We start from the raw sequence: 16,010 nt of genomic DNA, 5'->3' as shown, positions 1-16,010 counted from the left end.
CGCCTCGGGGTGGCCTTCAGTGCTAAAGTCCATGCCCTCGATTTTGCTTTTCCCAAGGAAGCCGTTATGCCGGATGCGACGTCCCTCAGCGCTGGATTCATGGTGGTTCACGGCAACCGCTTGGACGAACTGCGCAGCCTGGTGGTGAGTTGGATGCGCCGTTATCCCCTGGCGCCCCTGGAAAACGAAATCGCCCTGGTACAAAGCAACGGCATTGCCCAGTGGCTCAAACTGGCCTTGGCTGAAGACCCGGAAGACGACGATATGGGTGGCTGCGGAATCGCCGCAGCCATTGATGTACAGCTCCCCGGCAGCTTCATGTGGCAGCTCTATCGCATGGTCCTGGGACGTGACGAAATCCCTCCAAAATCCCTGCTCGATAAAGCCCCGCTCACTTGGCGCCTGATGCGCCTGCTCCCGGAACTCATCGATCAACAGCACTTCGAGCCGTTGCAGCGCTTCTTGACCCACGACTCTGACCTGCGCAAACGCTACCAACTGGCGGAACGCCTGGCGGACCTGTTCGACCAATACCAGGTTTACCGCGCTGACTGGCTGGAAGACTGGGCTGCCGGTCGCCACCAATTGCGCAACGGCCGAGGCGAGCCCAAGCCCCTCAACCCTGCCAACTGCTGGCAAGCCGAGTTATGGCGTGCGCTGTTGTTGGACGTAGGTGAAGAAGGCATGGCCGAAAGCCGCGCCGGCGTGCACCAGCGTTTCATCGAACGTATCAATGCGCTTGAGCAAGCACCAAAGGGGCTACCTTCTCGGGTGATTGTCTTCGGGATCTCTTCCTTGCCCGCCCAAGCGCTCGAAGCGCTGGCCGGCCTCGCCCGTTTCAGTCAAGTCCTGCTGTGCGTGCACAACCCGTGTCGCCACCATTGGTCCGACATCGTGGCCGACAAAGACCTGCTGCGTAACGAATACAAACGCCAGGCGCGCAAAGCCGGCATGCCCGTGACCATCGACCCACAAACCCTGCACCAACACGCCCATCCGCTGTTGGCCGCCTGGGGCAAACAAGGTCGCGACTACATCAGCCTGCTGGACAGTTACGACGATCCCAACAGCTACCGCGCGGCTTTCCGCGATGGTCGAATCGACCTGTTCAGCGACAGCGAACCCACCACACTGCTTAACCAACTCCAGGACGATATCCTCGAACTGCGCCCACTCAACGAGACTCGCGAACTATGGCCCGCTGTCGATTTAGAGCGTGATACATCCATCCGCTTCCACATTGCCCACAGCGCTCAACGCGAAGTGGAGATTCTCCACGACCAACTGCTCCAACGCTTCGGCGCCGACCCCACGCTTCGCCCAAGGGACATCATCGTCATGGTCCCCGACGTCGACAGCTATGCGCCGCATATCCGCGCGGTATTCGGTCAACTGGACAGAATCGATCCCCGCTTCATCCCCTTCACCCTGACCGATCAAGGCCAGCGCGGCCGAGATCCCCTGCTGATCGCCGTCGAACACCTGCTCAAACTCCCCGATAGCCGCTTTCCCGTCAGCGAGATTCTCGACCTGCTGGACGTCCCGGCCTTGCGCGAACGCTTCGCTATCAAGGAGCGCGATTTGCCTACGCTGCATCGCTGGATTGAAGGCGCCGGTATCCGTTGGGGGCTCAACGCCGAGCAACGCGCGGGGCTCGGCTTGCCGAGTAAGCTGGAACAAAACAGCTGGCGATTTGGCCTTCGCCGTATGCTTCTAGGCTATGCCGTCGGAACCGGTGCAGCCTGCGAAGGCATTGAGCCTTACGACGAAATCGGCGGACTTGATGCGGCCTTGATCGGCCCGCTGGTCGCTTTACTCGATGCGCTCAGCGATGCCCATCAAGCGCTGTCACAACCCGCAGCGCCCCACGAATGGGGCGAACGTCTGCAACGCCTGATGCAACTCTTCTTCCTACCCAGCAGCGAGCACGACGACTACCTGTTGGGTCAGCTCGAGCAACTCAGGGAAACCTGGTTGGAAACCTGCGAGTCCGTCGGCCTGCAGGATGAGTTACCGCTTACCGTAGTCCGCGAAGCCTGGCTGGCCGGCCTGGACCAAGGCCGTCTGTCCCAGCGCTTCCTCGCCGGAGCTGTCAATTTCTGCACCCTGATGCCCATGCGCGCCATCCCCTTCAAACTCGTCTGCCTGCTCGGCATGAACGACGGCGACTACCCACGCGCCCAACCACCGCTGGATTTCGACCTGATGGGCAGCGACTACCGTCCCGGCGACCGTTCGCGCCGCGAAGACGACCGTTACCTGCTGCTCGAAGCCCTGCTGTCCGCCCGCGACCAGCTCTATATAAGCTGGGTCGGCCGTAGCATCCGCGATAACAGCGAGCGCCCGGCCTCTGTACTCATCGGCCAACTGCGGGACCATATCGCCAGCGGCTGGCACAACGCACAGGAAACACCGCTGCTGGACGCGATGACCCAGGAACACCCGCTCCAACCCTTCAGCGCCCGCTACTTCCACGAAGGTGATCCGCTGTTCAGCTACGCCCGCGAATGGCAGTTACTCCACGCCGCCCCGGATGCCGTTACACAGGAAGACCAACTGGCGCAGCACCAACAGGAGGAGCCCCTGAGCCTCGGCCAGTTACAGGATTTCCTGCGCAACCCGGTCAAACACTTCTTCAGCCAGCGTCTGAAAGTGTTCTTCGAAGCCGCCGAAGTGCCCTTGGCCGATGAAGAACCCTTCGTGCTTGACGCGCTGCAACGCTACAGCCTGAGCGATAGTCTGTTGAACGCTGCGCTGTCCCAACCCGAGCACCTCGACCAGGCCCTCAACGCCCAGGCCCTGCGGTTGCAAGGCAGTGGCCTGTTGCCGATGGTCGGTTTCGGCGAGTGTCTGCGCAACGAACTCATTGAGCCCCTGCCTGATTTGTTGCAACGCTACCAGCACTTGCTGGCTCTCTGGCCAACGCCACACACCGCTGCAGAACCGATCAGTTTCGAGCATCAAGGTATAGCGCTGGAAGGCTGGATCAGCGGCCTGCATCGCCGCAGTGACGGTGGATTGCTAAGTGTCACCACCATCCCCAATAGCATCGGCTCGATCAAAACACGCAAATGGCATCGCCTGATACGTCCTTGGGTCAATCATGTGGTGGCCTGCGCCTGCGGCCTGTCGTTGAGCACAGGGCTGGTGGCCAGCGACGATACGTTGCTACTGGCCCCGCTGGATAAGCCCATCGCCCGGGAAATCCTCGGCAACCTGCTGCTGGCCTGGCACAGCGGCATGAGAGAACCGCTCCCGGTAGCCGTCAAGACCGCTTTCGCCTGGCTCAGCCAAACCGATCCGGTCAAAGCCCACGCAGCCGCGAGCAAAGCCTATGAAGGCGACGGCCTGACCACCGATGGCGAGCGCCGCGAAACCCCGGCGCTCACCCGACAGTTCCCCGATTACGCCGCCCTGGTCGCCAGCGAAGAGTTCGAAGGCTGGTGCGAAACCTTGTATCGACCGCTCATCAACGCCCCATGGCGATCACTCACAGGCGAGGAGGCCGGCGCATGAGCAGCAAACCCTTGGCCCTGGCCTTCCCGTTGAATGGCAGCCAGCTGATTGAAGCCAGCGCCGGCACCGGCAAAACCTTCACCATCTCCGCCTTGTACCTGCGTCTGGTCCTGGGCCACGGTGGCGATGAGTCCGGTTTCGGGCGTGAACTGCTGCCGCCGCAAATCCTCGTGGTCACCTTTACCGATGCCGCGACCAAAGAGCTGCGTGAGCGCATCCGCATTCGCCTGGCCGAAGCCGCGCGTTTCTTCCGCGAGGAGATTGAACAGCCCGACGCGCTGATCGCCGACCTGCGTGCGCAATACCTCCCCGAGCAATGGCCCGCCTGCGCCAACCGCCTGGACATCGCTGCCCAGTGGATGGATGAAGCGGCGGTTTCCACAATTCACAGTTGGTGCCAGCGCATGCTGCGCGAACACGCGTTCGACAGCGGCAGCCTGTTCACCCAGACCCTGGAAACCGACCACAGCGACCTGCTGGGCGAAGTGTTGCGCGATTACTGGCGGTTGTTCTGCTACCCCATGCATGACGATGCACTCAACTGGGTGCGCAGCAACTGGGGTGGCCCCGCGGCGTTGATGCCACGCGTGCGCGCACTGTTCGGCAGCGAACGGTCGCCGGATGAAACCCGCGAACCCGCCGAGTTGATCAACGCTTGCCTGCAAGAACGCCGTGAAGCGTTGATAAACATCAAGGCTCCCTGGCAACAATGGGCCGCCGAGTTACGCGAAATCTGCCTGCAAGCGGTGGCCGCCAAAGCCGTCGACGGCCGCAAGATGCAAGCGCGTTACTTCGAGCCCTGGTTCGAAAAGATCAGCGCCTGGGCCGCTGACGAAACCCTGGAGCAGTTGGACATCGGCACCGGCTTCACCCGCCTCACTCCCGACGGCATGGCCGAAGCCTGGAAGGGCGACCCGCCGCAACACCCGGGCATCGACGCCATGGCCGGCCTTAAAGCCGCCCTCGACGCGCTGCCAACCCCCGACGCTGCCGTGTTGCAACACGCCGCCGGTTGGGTGGGTAAGCGCTTCGAAGAAGAAAAACGCCGTCGTGCCGAAATGGGCTTTGACGACATGCTGATTCGCCTCAACGCAGCCCTGCAAGCCGATGGCGGCGAGCGCCTGGCCAGTGTGATCCGCGAGCAGTTCCCGGTGGCCCTGATCGACGAGTTCCAGGACACCGACCCGGTGCAATACAGCATCTTCGACAGCATCTACCGCATTGAAGAGAACCACCTCGACAGCGGCCTGTTCCTGATCGGTGACCCCAAGCAAGCGATCTACGCCTTCCGTGGCGCCGATATCTACACCTACTTGCGCGCGCGTAAATCCACGATCGGCCGTCACCACACCCTGGGTACCAACTTCCGTTCCAGCCATGCGATGGTCGAGGCAGTGAACCATGTGTTCCAGCGGGCGGAAACGGGTCGGGGCGCGTTCCTGTTCCGGGAGTCGAATGGCGACAACCCGGTGCCGTTCCACCCGGTGCTGTCACAAGGCCGCAAGGAAAGACTGCAGGTCGACGGCCAAACGTTGCCGGCGATGAACCTTTGGCACCTGGCCACCGACCAGCCGGTTTCCAACGCGGTGTACCGTCAGCAACTGGCTGGCGCCTGTGCCTCGCAGATTGTCGAGTTGCTCAACGGCGGGCAGCAAGGTACGGCTGGTTTCCTGCAACCGGACGACAGCTTCAAAGGCGTACTGCCGTCGGACATCGCCATCCTCGTGCGCGACGGCAAGGAAGCCCAAGCCGTGCGCGCCGAGTTGGCCGCCCGTGGCGTGCGTAGCGTGTACCTGTCGGACAAGGACTCTGTCTTCGCCGCCCAGGAAGCCCACGATCTGCTCGCCTGGCTCAAGGCCTGTGCCGAGCCGGATGTCGAGCGGCCGCTACGGGCTGCCCTGGCTTGCGTCACCTTGAACCTGTCACTGCCGGAACTGGAGCGTCTGAACCAGGACGAACTGGCGTGGGAAAGCCGCGTGATGCAGTTCCGTGGCTACCGCGCGATCTGGCGCACCCAAGGCGTGCTGCCGATGCTGCGTCGCCTGCTGCACGACTTCAAACTGCCGCAAACCCTGATCGCCCGCAGCGACGGCGAACGTGTGCTGACCAACCTGTTGCACCTCAGCGAGTTGTTGCAACAAGCCGCGTCGGAACTGGACGGTGAACAGGCGTTGATCCGCCACCTGGCCGAACACCTCGCGTTGTCCGGTCAAGCCGGTGAAGAGCAAATCCTGCGCCTGGAAAGTGATGAGCAACTGGTCAAGGTCGTGACCATTCACAAATCCAAGGGCCTGGAATACGACCTGGTCTTTCTGCCTTTCATCTGCTCGGCCAAGCCGGTCGACGGCAGTCGCCTGCCGCTGCATTACCACGATGAACACGGCAAATCCCACGTCAGCCTGCGCCCGACCGCCGAGTTGATCGCCCAGGCCGACGATGAGCGCCTGGCCGAAGACCTGCGTTTGTTCTACGTGGCCCTGACCCGCGCCAAACACGCCTGCTGGCTCGGCGTTGCCGACCTCAAGCGCGGCAACAGCAACAGCTCGGTATTGCACCTGTCGGCGCTGGGTTACTTGCTCGGCGCGGGTGCTTCGTTGAGCGAATCCGCCGGCCTCGCGCGTTGGCTGCTGGATCTGCAGGATGGCTGCCCGGCCATCCACTACGTCCCTGTGCCCGACGCCCAAGACACCCTGTTTCACCCGCCGCGCAACACCGCCAACTTGCTCGCGCCCTTGTTACCTAAACGCAAGGCCGCCGAGAACTGGTGGATCGCGTCCTACAGTGCCTTGCGCATTGGCGACAGCATGAGCGTCGCCCACCTCGAAGCGCCCGAAAGCCCACAGGCGCAAAAGCTGTTCGATGACGAACGCCTCGATCCCGACGCACCGCGTGAAGTGGCAGCGTCCGGCGCAGACATTCACCGTTTCCCACGTGGTCCGAACCCCGGCACCTTCCTTCACGGTCTACTGGAGTGGGCCGGGGAAGAAGGCTTCAACGTGACCTCGCAAGCGATCGAACAAGCCGTAGGCGCGCGCTGCAATCGCCGTAACTGGGAAGGCTGGATCGTCACCCTCAGCGAGTGGCTGGGCCATCTGCTGCACACGCCGCTGCCGGTGGATAACGACCAGCTCGCCCTGAGCAGCTTGCAGCACTACCAGATCGAAATGGAGTTCTGGTTCGCCAGTCATAAAGTCGACGTGCTCGCCCTCGACAAGCTGGTGTGCCAGTACACCCACAACGGTGTGTCCCGTGTCTCTGCCGAACCGGTGCTGCTCAACGGCATGTTCAAGGGTTTTATCGACCTGACCTTCGAACACGATGGCCGCTACTACGTGGCTGACTACAAATCCAACTGGCTCGGCCCTGACGATTCGGCCTACACCCAAGACGCCATGGAACAGTCGATCCTCGAGCATCGGTACGACCTGCAATACGTGCTTTACCTGCTCGCGCTGCATCGTCAACTCAAGGCACGCCTGCCGGACTACGACTACGACCGTCATGTCGGCGGCGCGCTGTACCTGTTCCTGCGCGGCACCCAGGCTGTCAGCCGAGGGGCGTTTTTCACCCGGCCTCCACGGGAGCTGATCGAAAGCCTGGACCTGCTGTTCCAGGGCAAGCCCATCCCGCCCAAGGCTGAGCCCGCCTGGGAACAAGGAGTGTTGTTATGAGCCTGTCGCCGTTACCGCTTGAGGCGCTAGCTCCCTTGAGCCGCGCCGCCGACCTGGTGCACCTGCTGGAGCGTTGGGTTGAGCGTGGTTGGCTACGGGCGTTGGACAAGGCCTTCGTGGGCTTCCTGCACGAACTCGATCCGCAGGCCGACCCTTTGGCGTTACTGGCGGCGGCGCTGACCAGCCATCAACTGGGCCACGGCCATGTGTGCCTGGACCTGTTCGAAACCCTCAAAGCGCCGGATTTTGCCCTGTCCTTGCCGCCCGAAGGCGACCTGCAAACCGGCGCCATGCTGCTGCCGTCGCAATTGCTCGACGGCCTCGACGGTGCCCATTGGTGTCATGTACTGGCCGCCAGCCCGTTGGTCGCCCTGGCGGTGGACGGCAGCGAATCGGCACACAGTCGTCCCTTGGTACTGTCGGGCAAACGCCTGTACCTGCGCCGCTACTGGACCTACGAACGGCGCATCGACACTGCCCTGCGCCTGCGTCTCGCCACCCAGGAAAGCGTCGCCGCCGATTTACCCCAGCGCTTGAATAGCTTGTTTGACCAGCCGGCGCCCGATGGCGTGATCGACTGGCAGAAACTCGCCTGCGCCCTGGCCACCCGCGGTGCATTCAGCATCGTCACCGGCGGCCCCGGCACCGGCAAGACCACCACTGTGGTGCGCCTGCTCGCGCTGTTGCAGGCGCCGGCCGTAGAGTCCGGCAGCCCGTTGCGCATCCGCTTGGCCGCGCCGACCGGTAAAGCCGCCGCGCGTTTGACCGAATCCATCAGCCAGCAAGTACTGTCGCTGACAGTGCCGCAAAGTGTGAAGGAAAAGATCCCGACCCAGGTCACCACGGTTCACCGCCTGCTGGGCAGCCGTCCGGGCACTCGGCACTTCCGCCATCACCTTGGCAATCCGTTGCCCCTGGATGTGCTGGTGGTGGACGAAGCCTCGATGATCGATCTGGAAATGATGGCTAACCTGCTGGACGCATTACCGCCCCATGCCCGCTTGGTGTTGCTGGGCGACAAGGACCAACTCGCCTCGGTAGAGGCCGGCGCCGTACTCGGTGATTTGTGCCGCGACGCCGAAGCCGGCTGGTACAGCCCCCACACCCGCCAATGGCTGCAAACCGTCAGCGGCGAAGACCTCAGCGCCAGTGGCCTGCACGAAGACCTCGAGGGCAGCCATCCCCTGGCGCAGCAAGTGGTGATGCTGCGCTATTCGCGCCGGTTCGGCGAAGGCAGCGGCATCGGCCAACTGGCGCGCTGGGTCAACCAGCAAAACGCCGACGAGGCGCGCAAGCTGCTGGCCGCGCGCAGCCACAGTGACCTGTTCTGCCTTAGCCTCAAAGGCGAGCACGACCACGCCCTGGAGCGCCTGGTGCTGGACGGGCAGGGCGACGGCGCCCAGGGTTATCGCTATTACCTCAACCTGCTGCACAGCGCGCGGCCCGCCGTCGACACCCCGCGTGACGACCCCGCCTGGACCCACTGGGCCCAACAACTGCTGCAAGCCTTTGATGCGTTCCAACTGCTCTGCGCCGTGCGCAAGGGCCCTTGGGGTGTGGAAGGGCTGAACCTGCGCATCACGGCCGCCTTGCGCAAAGTGCGGCTGATCGAGGGGGACGAGCAATGGTACGAAGGCCGCCCGGTGTTGATGACCCGCAACGATTACGGCCTGGGCTTGATGAACGGCGACATCGGCATTGCCCTCAAACTGCCTGAAAGTGATGGCGGGCCCCAGGTGTTGCGCGTTGCTTTCCCACGTAACGATGGCCAGGGTGGCGTGCGATTTGTACTGCCCAGCCGTCTCAATGATGTGGAAACCGTGTACGCCATGACCGTGCACAAATCCCAGGGTTCGGAGTTCACCCACACTGCACTGATCCTGCCGGACGCGCTGAACCCGGTGCTCACCAAAGAGTTGATCTACACCGGCATCACTCGCGCCAAGCGCTGGTTCAGCCTGATCGAACCCCGTGGCGGCGTGTTTGAAGAGGCCGTGCGACGCAAGGTCAAACGCTTGAGTGGGTTGATGCTGGAGTTGGGTCAGGAGTCAGAACTATCTGATGCTGTGCTATCGTTGCGGCATCACCCCGAAAACACCTGAGAGTATCGCTGCATGAACGTGGCCGTCTCGCCCACAGGGCGTAGTTTGAGCTGGAGACGCCTGCTGCTGGTGGCGGTTCTATGCCTGCTGGCGCCCCGCGTATTTGCCGAGGCTCCGGGCCCGGCTGACCAGCGCGCCCAGGCGGTCACCCAGGTGGTACTCGGTATCCTCAGCTATGCCCGCTGGCCAGTAGAGCCTGAGCAACTGCGCCTGTGCATCGTCGGCCCGACCCAATACACCGACGACCTGATCAAAGGCACCATCCAGGCCACCGGCCGTCCGGTCGTGGTGCGGCGCCTGCTGGCCGACCATCCCGATATCGTCAACGCCTGCGACGCCGTGTACATCGGCAAACTCAGCAATGACGAACGCAGCCGCCTGTTTGCCTCATTGATCGGCCACCCGGTGCTCAGCATCAGCGAAGGCGGCGACCAGTGCACCGTGGGCAGCCTGTTCTGCCTGCAGGTGGGGGATGAGCAAGTGTCGTTTGAGGTCAACCTCGACTCGGTGGCGCGCAGCGGCGTGCGCATTCATCCCAGCGTGTTGCAACTGTCCCGGCGCCGGGCGCCCGCCTCATGAAAGCGGTGAACGTACGACCTACCCTGCGTTCCGTCATCGGCCGAGGGCACATGATCCTGGCGCTGGTGGCGGTGACCCTGGCCAGTGTGTCCCTGACCCTGCTCGGCGTGTTGGCGCTACGGGTCTACGCCGAACACAACCTGCACCTGATCGCCCGCTCCATCAACTACACCGTGGAAGCAGCGGTGGTGTTCAATGACAGCGCCGCAGCCACCGAAGCTCTCAGCCTTATCGCTTCAACCGAGGAAGTCGCCGAGGCCGAAGTATTCGATGCCAATGGCAAGCTGTTGTCGTATTGGACGCGCCCGGAAACCGGGATGCTGTCGCGGGTAGAACTGGAACTGGCGCACGCCTTGCTCGAACAGCCCATCATCCAGCCGATCCTCCACCAGGGGCGCACCATCGGCAGCATTCACCTGACCGGCCACGGCGGTAGCCTGCTGCGCTTCCTGCTCAGCGGCCTGGCGGGGATCCTGATCTGCACCGTCGTCAGTGCCTGGGTCGCCCTGCACCTGGCCCGCCGCCTGTTGACCGGCATCACCGGGCCGCTGCAAAGCCTCGCCGCCGTGGCCCACGCCGCCCGCAGCGATCGCGACTTCGATCGCCGCGTGCCGCCGGCCCGCATCGCCGAACTCGACAGCCTGGGCAGCGACTTCAATGCCTTGCTCGGCGAGATGCAAGCCTGGCAAAACCACCTGCAAAGCGAAAACGAAACCCTCGCCCACAAGGCCAACCACGACAGCCTTACCGGTCTGCCCAACCGCGCATACTTCGAAGGCCGCCTGATTCGCGCGCTGCGCAGCGCGGCCAAAGCCAAGGAACAGGTAGCCGTGCTGTATCTCGACAGCGACCGTTTCAAAGAGATCAATGACAGCTTCGGTCATGCCGCAGGTGATGCCGTGCTGGTGGCCGTCGCCGAGCGCGTGCGTGCGCAATTGCGTGAAGATGACCTGGTGGCGCGCCTGGGCGGTGACGAGTTCGCCATCCTGCTGGCGCCGCTGCACAAGGTGGAAGACGCCCAGCGCATCGCCGACAAAATCATCGCCAGCATGGACATGCCGATTGCGGTGCCTGGCGACACCCAAGTGTTGACCTCCCTCAGTATTGGTATCGCCCTCTACCCCGAGCATGGCGTCACACCTGGCACCTTGCTCAATGCCGCTGATGCGGCGATGTACCAGGCCAAGCGTTTGTCCTCGGGCGGCCAGCAAACGGCGGAGCCGGAGAGCCCCGTCGTCAATGTTCAACACAGGAGCTGATTCCTTGTTCTCGACCGTGCGTTTTATGTTTATCACCCTGCTGGTGGCACTGCTCGCCCTTGGCGGCTGCCAGACGGCGCCCCCCAAAGGCCTGACCCCGGCGCAAGTCGCCGTCCTCAAGCAACAGGGCTTCGAGCTTACCGATGACGGCTGGGCGTTCGGCCTGTCCGGTAAAGTGCTGTTTGGCAGTGACGTCGAAACCCTTAACCAACCCAGCACCGACATCGTCCAACGCATCGGCAAGGCCCTGCTGGGCGTAGGCATCGAGCGTGTACGCGTCGACGGCCACACCGACGCCTCGGGCAAAGAGACCTACAACCAGCAACTGTCCCTGCGCCGCGCGAAAAGCGTGGCGACGGTGCTGCAAGGCGTGGGCATGAAAGAAGACAACATCCAGCTGCGTGGGCTGGGCAGCAGTAAACCGGTGGCCACCAACGACACAGCGGAAGGGCGGACCGAGAATCGACGGGTGGCGATTGTGGTGATTGCCGACTGAGCCGGCAGGCCGATTTCAATCTGAAATCCAATCAAAATGTGGGAGGGGGCTTGCCCTCGATAGCAGTGTGTCAGCCAGTCCATCTGGTTCTGTCACTCCGCTATCGGGGGCAAGCACCCTCCCACATTTGAACGATGTTCGCTTAACTGCCCGGCGTCATCGCCTGCGTCAAGTCACCCACCACGGCCTTGCCCATCTCTCAGAAACACCGCGCAGCCCAGCCCTTTAATCCGCAAACCGAATCTCCCTTGTCTCCCCCATCAACAACCCCTGGTTCTGCTCCGTCACCTCGCGGATGTAATCCCACAACAACGTAATCCGCTTCAACTTCCTCAGATCCTCACGGCAATACATCCAAAACTGACGAGTGATTGAAATCTGCTCCCCCAGCACCGGCAGTAACCGTGGATCCTGCGCCGCCAGAAAGCACGGCAAGATCGCCATCGACCGCCCTTGCTGCGCCGCCACGTATTGCGCAATCACGCTGGTACTGCGCAGGCTGGCGCTGGCGCCGGGCACGACGTTGGCCAGGTACAGCAGCTCCGAACTGAAGGCCAAATCATCCACATAGCTGATAAACGGATGCTCGGCCAAATCGGCCGGGCGATGGATGGGCGGGTGTTGGTCGAGGTATTCCTGGGTCGCGTACAGCTGCAGTTTGTAGTCGCACAGTTTGCAACACACGTAGGGCCCGTGTTCCGGGCGTTCCAGGGCGATGACGATGTCGGCTTCGCGCTTGGACAGGCTGATGAAGTGGGGCAGGGGCAGGATGTCGACCGAGATGGCCGGGTAGGTGTCGACGAAGTGGCTCAACTGCGGGGTGACGAAGAAGCTGCCGAAGCCTTCGGTGCAGCCCATGCGCACATGGCCGGACAGCGCCACGCCGGAGCCGGACACCTGCTCGCAGGCCATGTGCAGGGTGCTTTCAATGGACTCGGCATACCCCAGCAAACGCTGGCCTTCGGGGGTGAGGACGAAGCCGTTGGTCCGGGATTTTTCGAACAGCAGGGTACCGAGCGACACTTCCAATGAGCTGATGCGCCGCGACACGGTGGTGTAGTCCACCGCCAGGCGCTTGGCCGCGACGCTGGCCTTGCGGGTGCGGGCCACTTCCAGGAAAAACTTCAGGTCATCCCAGTTCAGGGAACCCAGCGATGTGATGTTTTTTTGCATATTGGACCGGCTTTTATGTGCGTTCTTATTAGAGATTTGCACATCTATACTCCAAAAACAGTCCGAACGCCTCATTTCTCAAGGCGGTTTACGCGCCTTGTCTCTGCATAAATATAAGAGTTGGAGACCACATGAACGCATCTGCCGATATTTCCGTGCAACAGGTCAAGTTGCTGATCAATGGTGAGTGGGTCGAGTCCAAGACCACCCATTGGCAAGACATCGTCAACCCCGCCACCCAGCAAGTGCTGGCCAAAGTCCCGTTCGCCACGGCCGATGAAGTCAATGCTGCCATCGACGCCGCCCATCAAGCCTTCCAGACCTGGAAGTTGACGCCGATCGGCGCGCGCATGCGCATCATGCTCAAGCTGCAAGCCTTGATCCGCGAGCACTCCAAGCGCATCGCGGTGGTTCTCAGCGCCGAGCAGGGCAAGACCATTGCCGATGCCGAGGGCGATATTTTCCGTGGCCTGGAAGTGGTGGAGCACGCCTGTTCCATCGGCACCCTGCAAATGGGTGAGTTCGCCGAGAACGTCGCCGGTGGTGTTGATACCTACACCCTGCGCCAACCCATCGGTGTGTGTGCCGGCATTACCCCGTTCAACTTCCCGGCGATGATTCCGCTGTGGATGTTCCCGATGGCCATCGCCTGCGGTAACACCTTCGTCCTCAAGCCGTCCGAACAAGACCCGCTGTCGACCCTGCTGCTGGTGGAGCTGGCGCTGGAAGCGGGCGTACCGGCGGGTGTGCTCAACGTGGTGCACGGCGGCAAGGATGTGGTGGATGCGCTGTGCACCCATAAAGACATCAAGGCCGTGTCCTTCGTCGGCTCGACCGCTGTCGGTACTCACGTCTACGACTTGGCGGGCAAGCACGGCAAGCGCGTGCAGTCGATGATGGGCGCCAAGAACCACGCCGTGGTGCTGCCGGATGCGAACCGCGAACACACCCTCAATGCCCTGGTCGGTGCCGGTTTCGGCGCGGCGGGCCAGCGTTGCATGGCCACCTCGGTGGTGGTGCTGGTGGGCGCGGCCAAGCAATGGCTGCCGGATCTGAAAGCGCTGGCGCAAAAGCTCAAGGTCAACGCCGGTAGCGAAGCGGGCACGGATGTCGGCCCGGTGATCTCCAAGCGCGCCAAGGCCCGCATCCTGGAACTGATCGAAAGCGGCGTGAAAGAAGGCGCCAAGCTCGAGCTGGATGGCCGCGACATCCAGGTGCCGGGCTTCGAGCAAGGCAACTTCGTCGGCCCGACCCTGTTCTCGGGTGTGACAACCGATATGCAGATCTACACCCAGGAAATCTTCGGACCGGTGCTGGTGGTGCTGGAAGTCGACACCCTCGACCAGGCCATTGCGCTGGTCAACGCCAACCCCTTCGGCAACGGCACCGGCCTGTTTACCCAGAGCGGTGCGGCGGCGCGTAAATTCCAGAGCGAAATCGATGTGGGCCAGGTCGGCATCAACATCCCGATCCCGGTGCCGGTGCCGTTCTTCAGCTTCACCGGTTCCCGTGGCTCCAAGCTCGGCGACCTCGGCCCGTACGGCAAGCAAGTGGTGCAGTTCTACACCCAGACCAAAACCGTCACCAGCCGCTGGTTTGACGACGACACGGTCAACGATGGCGTCAACACCACCATCAACCTGCGCTGATTCGGGAGACGACCATGAAAATTGCATTTATCGGCTTGGGCAACATGGGCGCGCCCATGGCCCGCAACCTGATCAAGGCCGGCCATGCGCTGAACCTGTTCGACCTGAACCAGACGGTGCTCAAGGAACTCGCCGAACTGGGCGGCCGCATCAGCGACTCGCCGCGTGACGCTGCCCAAGGCGCCGAGCTGGTGATTACCATGCTGCCGGCCGCCGCCCATGTGCGCAGTGTCTGGCTGAATGAAGACGGTGTATTGGCCGGGATCGGCAACGGCGTACCTGCGGTGGATTGCAGCACCATCGATCCGCAGACCGCGCGCGATGTCGCCGCTGCTGCCGCCAAGCAAGGCGTGGTGATGGCCGATGCACCGGTCTCCGGCGGCACGGGCGGCGCCCAGGCGGGCACCCTGACCTTCATGGTCGGCGCCCCCCCGGAACTGTTCGCCACCCTGCAACCGGTGCTGGCGCAGATGGGCCGCAACATCGTGCATTGCGGCGATGTGGGCACCGGGCAAATCGCCAAGATCTGCAACAACCTGCTGTTGGGCATCAGCATGGTCGGCGTCAGCGAAGCCATGGCCTTGGGGGACGCGCTGGGCATCGACACCCAGGTGCTGGCCGGCATTATCAACAGCTCCACCGGGCGCTGCTGGAGTTCCGACACCTACAACCCCTGGCCGGGCGTGATCGAAACCGCGCCGTCGTCCCGTGGTTATACCGGCGGGTTCGGCGCCGATTTGATGCTCAAGGACCTGGGCCTGGCCACCGAGGCCGCTCGCCAGGCCAAGCAACCGGTGATCCTCGGTGCCGTGGCCCAGCAGTTATACCAATCGATGAGTCAGCGTGGGGAAGGGGGCAAGGACTTCTCGGCGATTATCAACAGCTATCGCAAACCCAAATAACCTTGTCTTGTAATGGAGGCTTACTGTGGCGATCGGGCTGGCCCCGCTCGCCACAACAACGTCAAATTGCCCGCTTTGGAAGCGACTCAAGCAAACACAAAATACTTACGCACCGTCTCAACCACTTCCCATGTCCCCTTCATCCCCGGTTCCACCACGAAAATATCCCCAGCGCGCAGATGGATCGGCTCCATCCCCTCAGGGGTGATCACGCAGTAGCCTTCCTGGAAATGGCAGTACTCCCACTTCACGTATTCCACGTACCACTTGCCCGGGGTGCAGATCCAGGTGCCCATGATCTTGCTGCCGTCTTCGCTGGTGTAGGCGTTGAGGTTGACGGTGTGCGGGTCGCCTTCGAGCTTTTCCCATTTGCAGGCATCCAGGACCGGCAGGGGATGGGTGTCGCGCAATACGGTGATGGGCTTGGACATGATGACTCCGAGGCAGGGAATGGAAAGATGCACCCTAAGGCCTTGGGCGTTGCGCCAGTGGTCTGAACTCGACATCGGGATGCCCAGAAGCGCAGGTGAATGCGACTCCTCTGGCCGTGTGCAGTCAATGTGGGAGGGGGCTTGCCCCCGATGGCGGAGGGTCAGTGGACACATAAGTGACTGACACACAGCTATCGGGGGCAAGCCCCCTCCCACATTAATCCTTGGTGGG

The 16,010-nt window shown here is 62.6% G+C and carries 10 protein-coding genes; 8 read left to right on the top strand and 2 right to left on the bottom strand.

Features of this window, described 5'->3' with window-relative positions; translation table 11 throughout:
- Positions 1–66: 66 nt before the first annotated feature.
- The 6 genes from recC to ACHPFG_RS26700 are packed head-to-tail and all read left to right on the top strand — an operon-like array spanning position 67 to position 11,623.
- Positions 67–3,516 (top strand): exodeoxyribonuclease V subunit gamma, encoded by a 3,450-nt coding sequence (gene recC, locus ACHPFG_RS26725; RefSeq protein WP_431700882.1) that lies wholly within the window; start codon positions 67–69, stop codon positions 3,514–3,516.
- Positions 3,513–7,187 (top strand): exodeoxyribonuclease V subunit beta, encoded by a 3,675-nt coding sequence (recB, locus tag ACHPFG_RS26720; protein ID WP_431700881.1) that lies wholly within the window; start codon positions 3,513–3,515, stop codon positions 7,185–7,187. Before recC ends, recB begins: the two co-directional genes overlap by 4 nt.
- Positions 7,184–9,289: an exodeoxyribonuclease V subunit alpha gene (gene recD, locus ACHPFG_RS26715; protein ID WP_431700880.1), complete on the top strand. Its 2,106-nt coding sequence runs from the start codon at positions 7,184–7,186 to the stop codon at positions 9,287–9,289. Before recB ends, recD begins: the two co-directional genes overlap by 4 nt.
- A 12-nt stretch (positions 9,290–9,301) precedes the next feature.
- Positions 9,302–9,868 carry a YfiR family protein gene (locus tag ACHPFG_RS26710; RefSeq protein WP_184746598.1) on the top strand — a complete coding sequence of 189 codons (567 nt, stop codon included), beginning with the start codon at positions 9,302–9,304 and terminating at the stop codon, positions 9,866–9,868.
- Positions 9,865–11,127, top strand: coding sequence for a diguanylate cyclase domain-containing protein (locus tag ACHPFG_RS26705; RefSeq protein ID WP_431700878.1), 1,263 nt, complete (start codon positions 9,865–9,867; stop codon positions 11,125–11,127). The genes ACHPFG_RS26710 and ACHPFG_RS26705 overlap by 4 nt, the downstream gene beginning before the upstream one ends.
- A 4-nt stretch (positions 11,128–11,131) precedes the next feature.
- A complete protein-coding gene (locus ACHPFG_RS26700) occupies positions 11,132–11,623 on the top strand; it encodes an OmpA family protein (protein ID WP_431700877.1) in 492 nt (163 codons plus the stop codon).
- Between the two features lie 225 nt (positions 11,624–11,848).
- Here ACHPFG_RS26700 and ACHPFG_RS26695 read toward each other — a convergent pair whose 3' ends face one another.
- Positions 11,849–12,796, bottom strand: a complete 948-nt coding sequence (locus tag ACHPFG_RS26695; protein ID WP_431700876.1) for a LysR family transcriptional regulator — start codon at positions 12,794–12,796, stop codon at positions 11,849–11,851.
- Positions 12,797–12,927: 131 nt separating this feature from the next.
- Between ACHPFG_RS26695 and ACHPFG_RS26690 the strand changes: the two genes are divergently transcribed.
- A complete protein-coding gene (locus ACHPFG_RS26690) occupies positions 12,928–14,445 on the top strand; it encodes a CoA-acylating methylmalonate-semialdehyde dehydrogenase (RefSeq protein ID WP_131700223.1) in 1,518 nt (505 codons plus the stop codon).
- 14 nt (positions 14,446–14,459) lie between these two features.
- Positions 14,460–15,347: a 3-hydroxyisobutyrate dehydrogenase gene (gene mmsB, locus ACHPFG_RS26685; protein WP_431700875.1), complete on the top strand. Its 888-nt coding sequence runs from the start codon at positions 14,460–14,462 to the stop codon at positions 15,345–15,347.
- An 86-nt stretch (positions 15,348–15,433) separates the two neighbouring features.
- Here the strand turns inward: mmsB and ACHPFG_RS26680 are convergent, their stop codons facing one another.
- Entirely contained in the window at positions 15,434–15,778 is a 345-nt protein-coding gene (locus ACHPFG_RS26680) for a cupin domain-containing protein (protein WP_003230905.1), read from the bottom strand.
- Between the last annotated feature and the right edge of the window lie 232 nt (positions 15,779–16,010).

It is taken from the genome of Pseudomonas sp. BR20 (genome assembly GCF_050780135.1).
In the GTDB taxonomy this organism is placed as follows: Bacteria; Pseudomonadota; Gammaproteobacteria; order Pseudomonadales; family Pseudomonadaceae; genus Aquipseudomonas.
Note: the sequence above shows the minus strand (reverse complement) of the source record. Positions and strands in the feature narration are given on the sequence as shown.

Bases quoted from the DNA above. Each gene is read 5' to 3' on its own strand.
- ACHPFG_RS26680 (WP_003230905.1), bottom strand. From the start codon at position 15,778: ATGTCCAAGCCCATCACCGTATTGCGCGACACCCATCCCCTGCCGGTC.
- ACHPFG_RS26690 (WP_131700223.1), top strand. From the start codon at position 12,928: ATGAACGCATCTGCCGATATTTCCGTGCAACAGGTCAAGTTGCTGATC.
- ACHPFG_RS26705 (WP_431700878.1), top strand. From the start codon at position 9,865: ATGAAAGCGGTGAACGTACGACCTACCCTGCGTTCCGTCATCGGCCGA.
- ACHPFG_RS26710 (WP_184746598.1), top strand. From the start codon at position 9,302: ATGAACGTGGCCGTCTCGCCCACAGGGCGTAGTTTGAGCTGGAGACGC.
- recC (WP_431700882.1), top strand. From the start codon at position 67: ATGCCGGATGCGACGTCCCTCAGCGCTGGATTCATGGTGGTTCACGGC.
- ACHPFG_RS26695 (WP_431700876.1), bottom strand. From the start codon at position 12,796: ATGCAAAAAAACATCACATCGCTGGGTTCCCTGAACTGGGATGACCTG.
- recD (WP_431700880.1), top strand. From the start codon at position 7,184: ATGAGCCTGTCGCCGTTACCGCTTGAGGCGCTAGCTCCCTTGAGCCGC.
- mmsB (WP_431700875.1), top strand. From the start codon at position 14,460: ATGAAAATTGCATTTATCGGCTTGGGCAACATGGGCGCGCCCATGGCC.
- recB (WP_431700881.1), top strand. From the start codon at position 3,513: ATGAGCAGCAAACCCTTGGCCCTGGCCTTCCCGTTGAATGGCAGCCAG.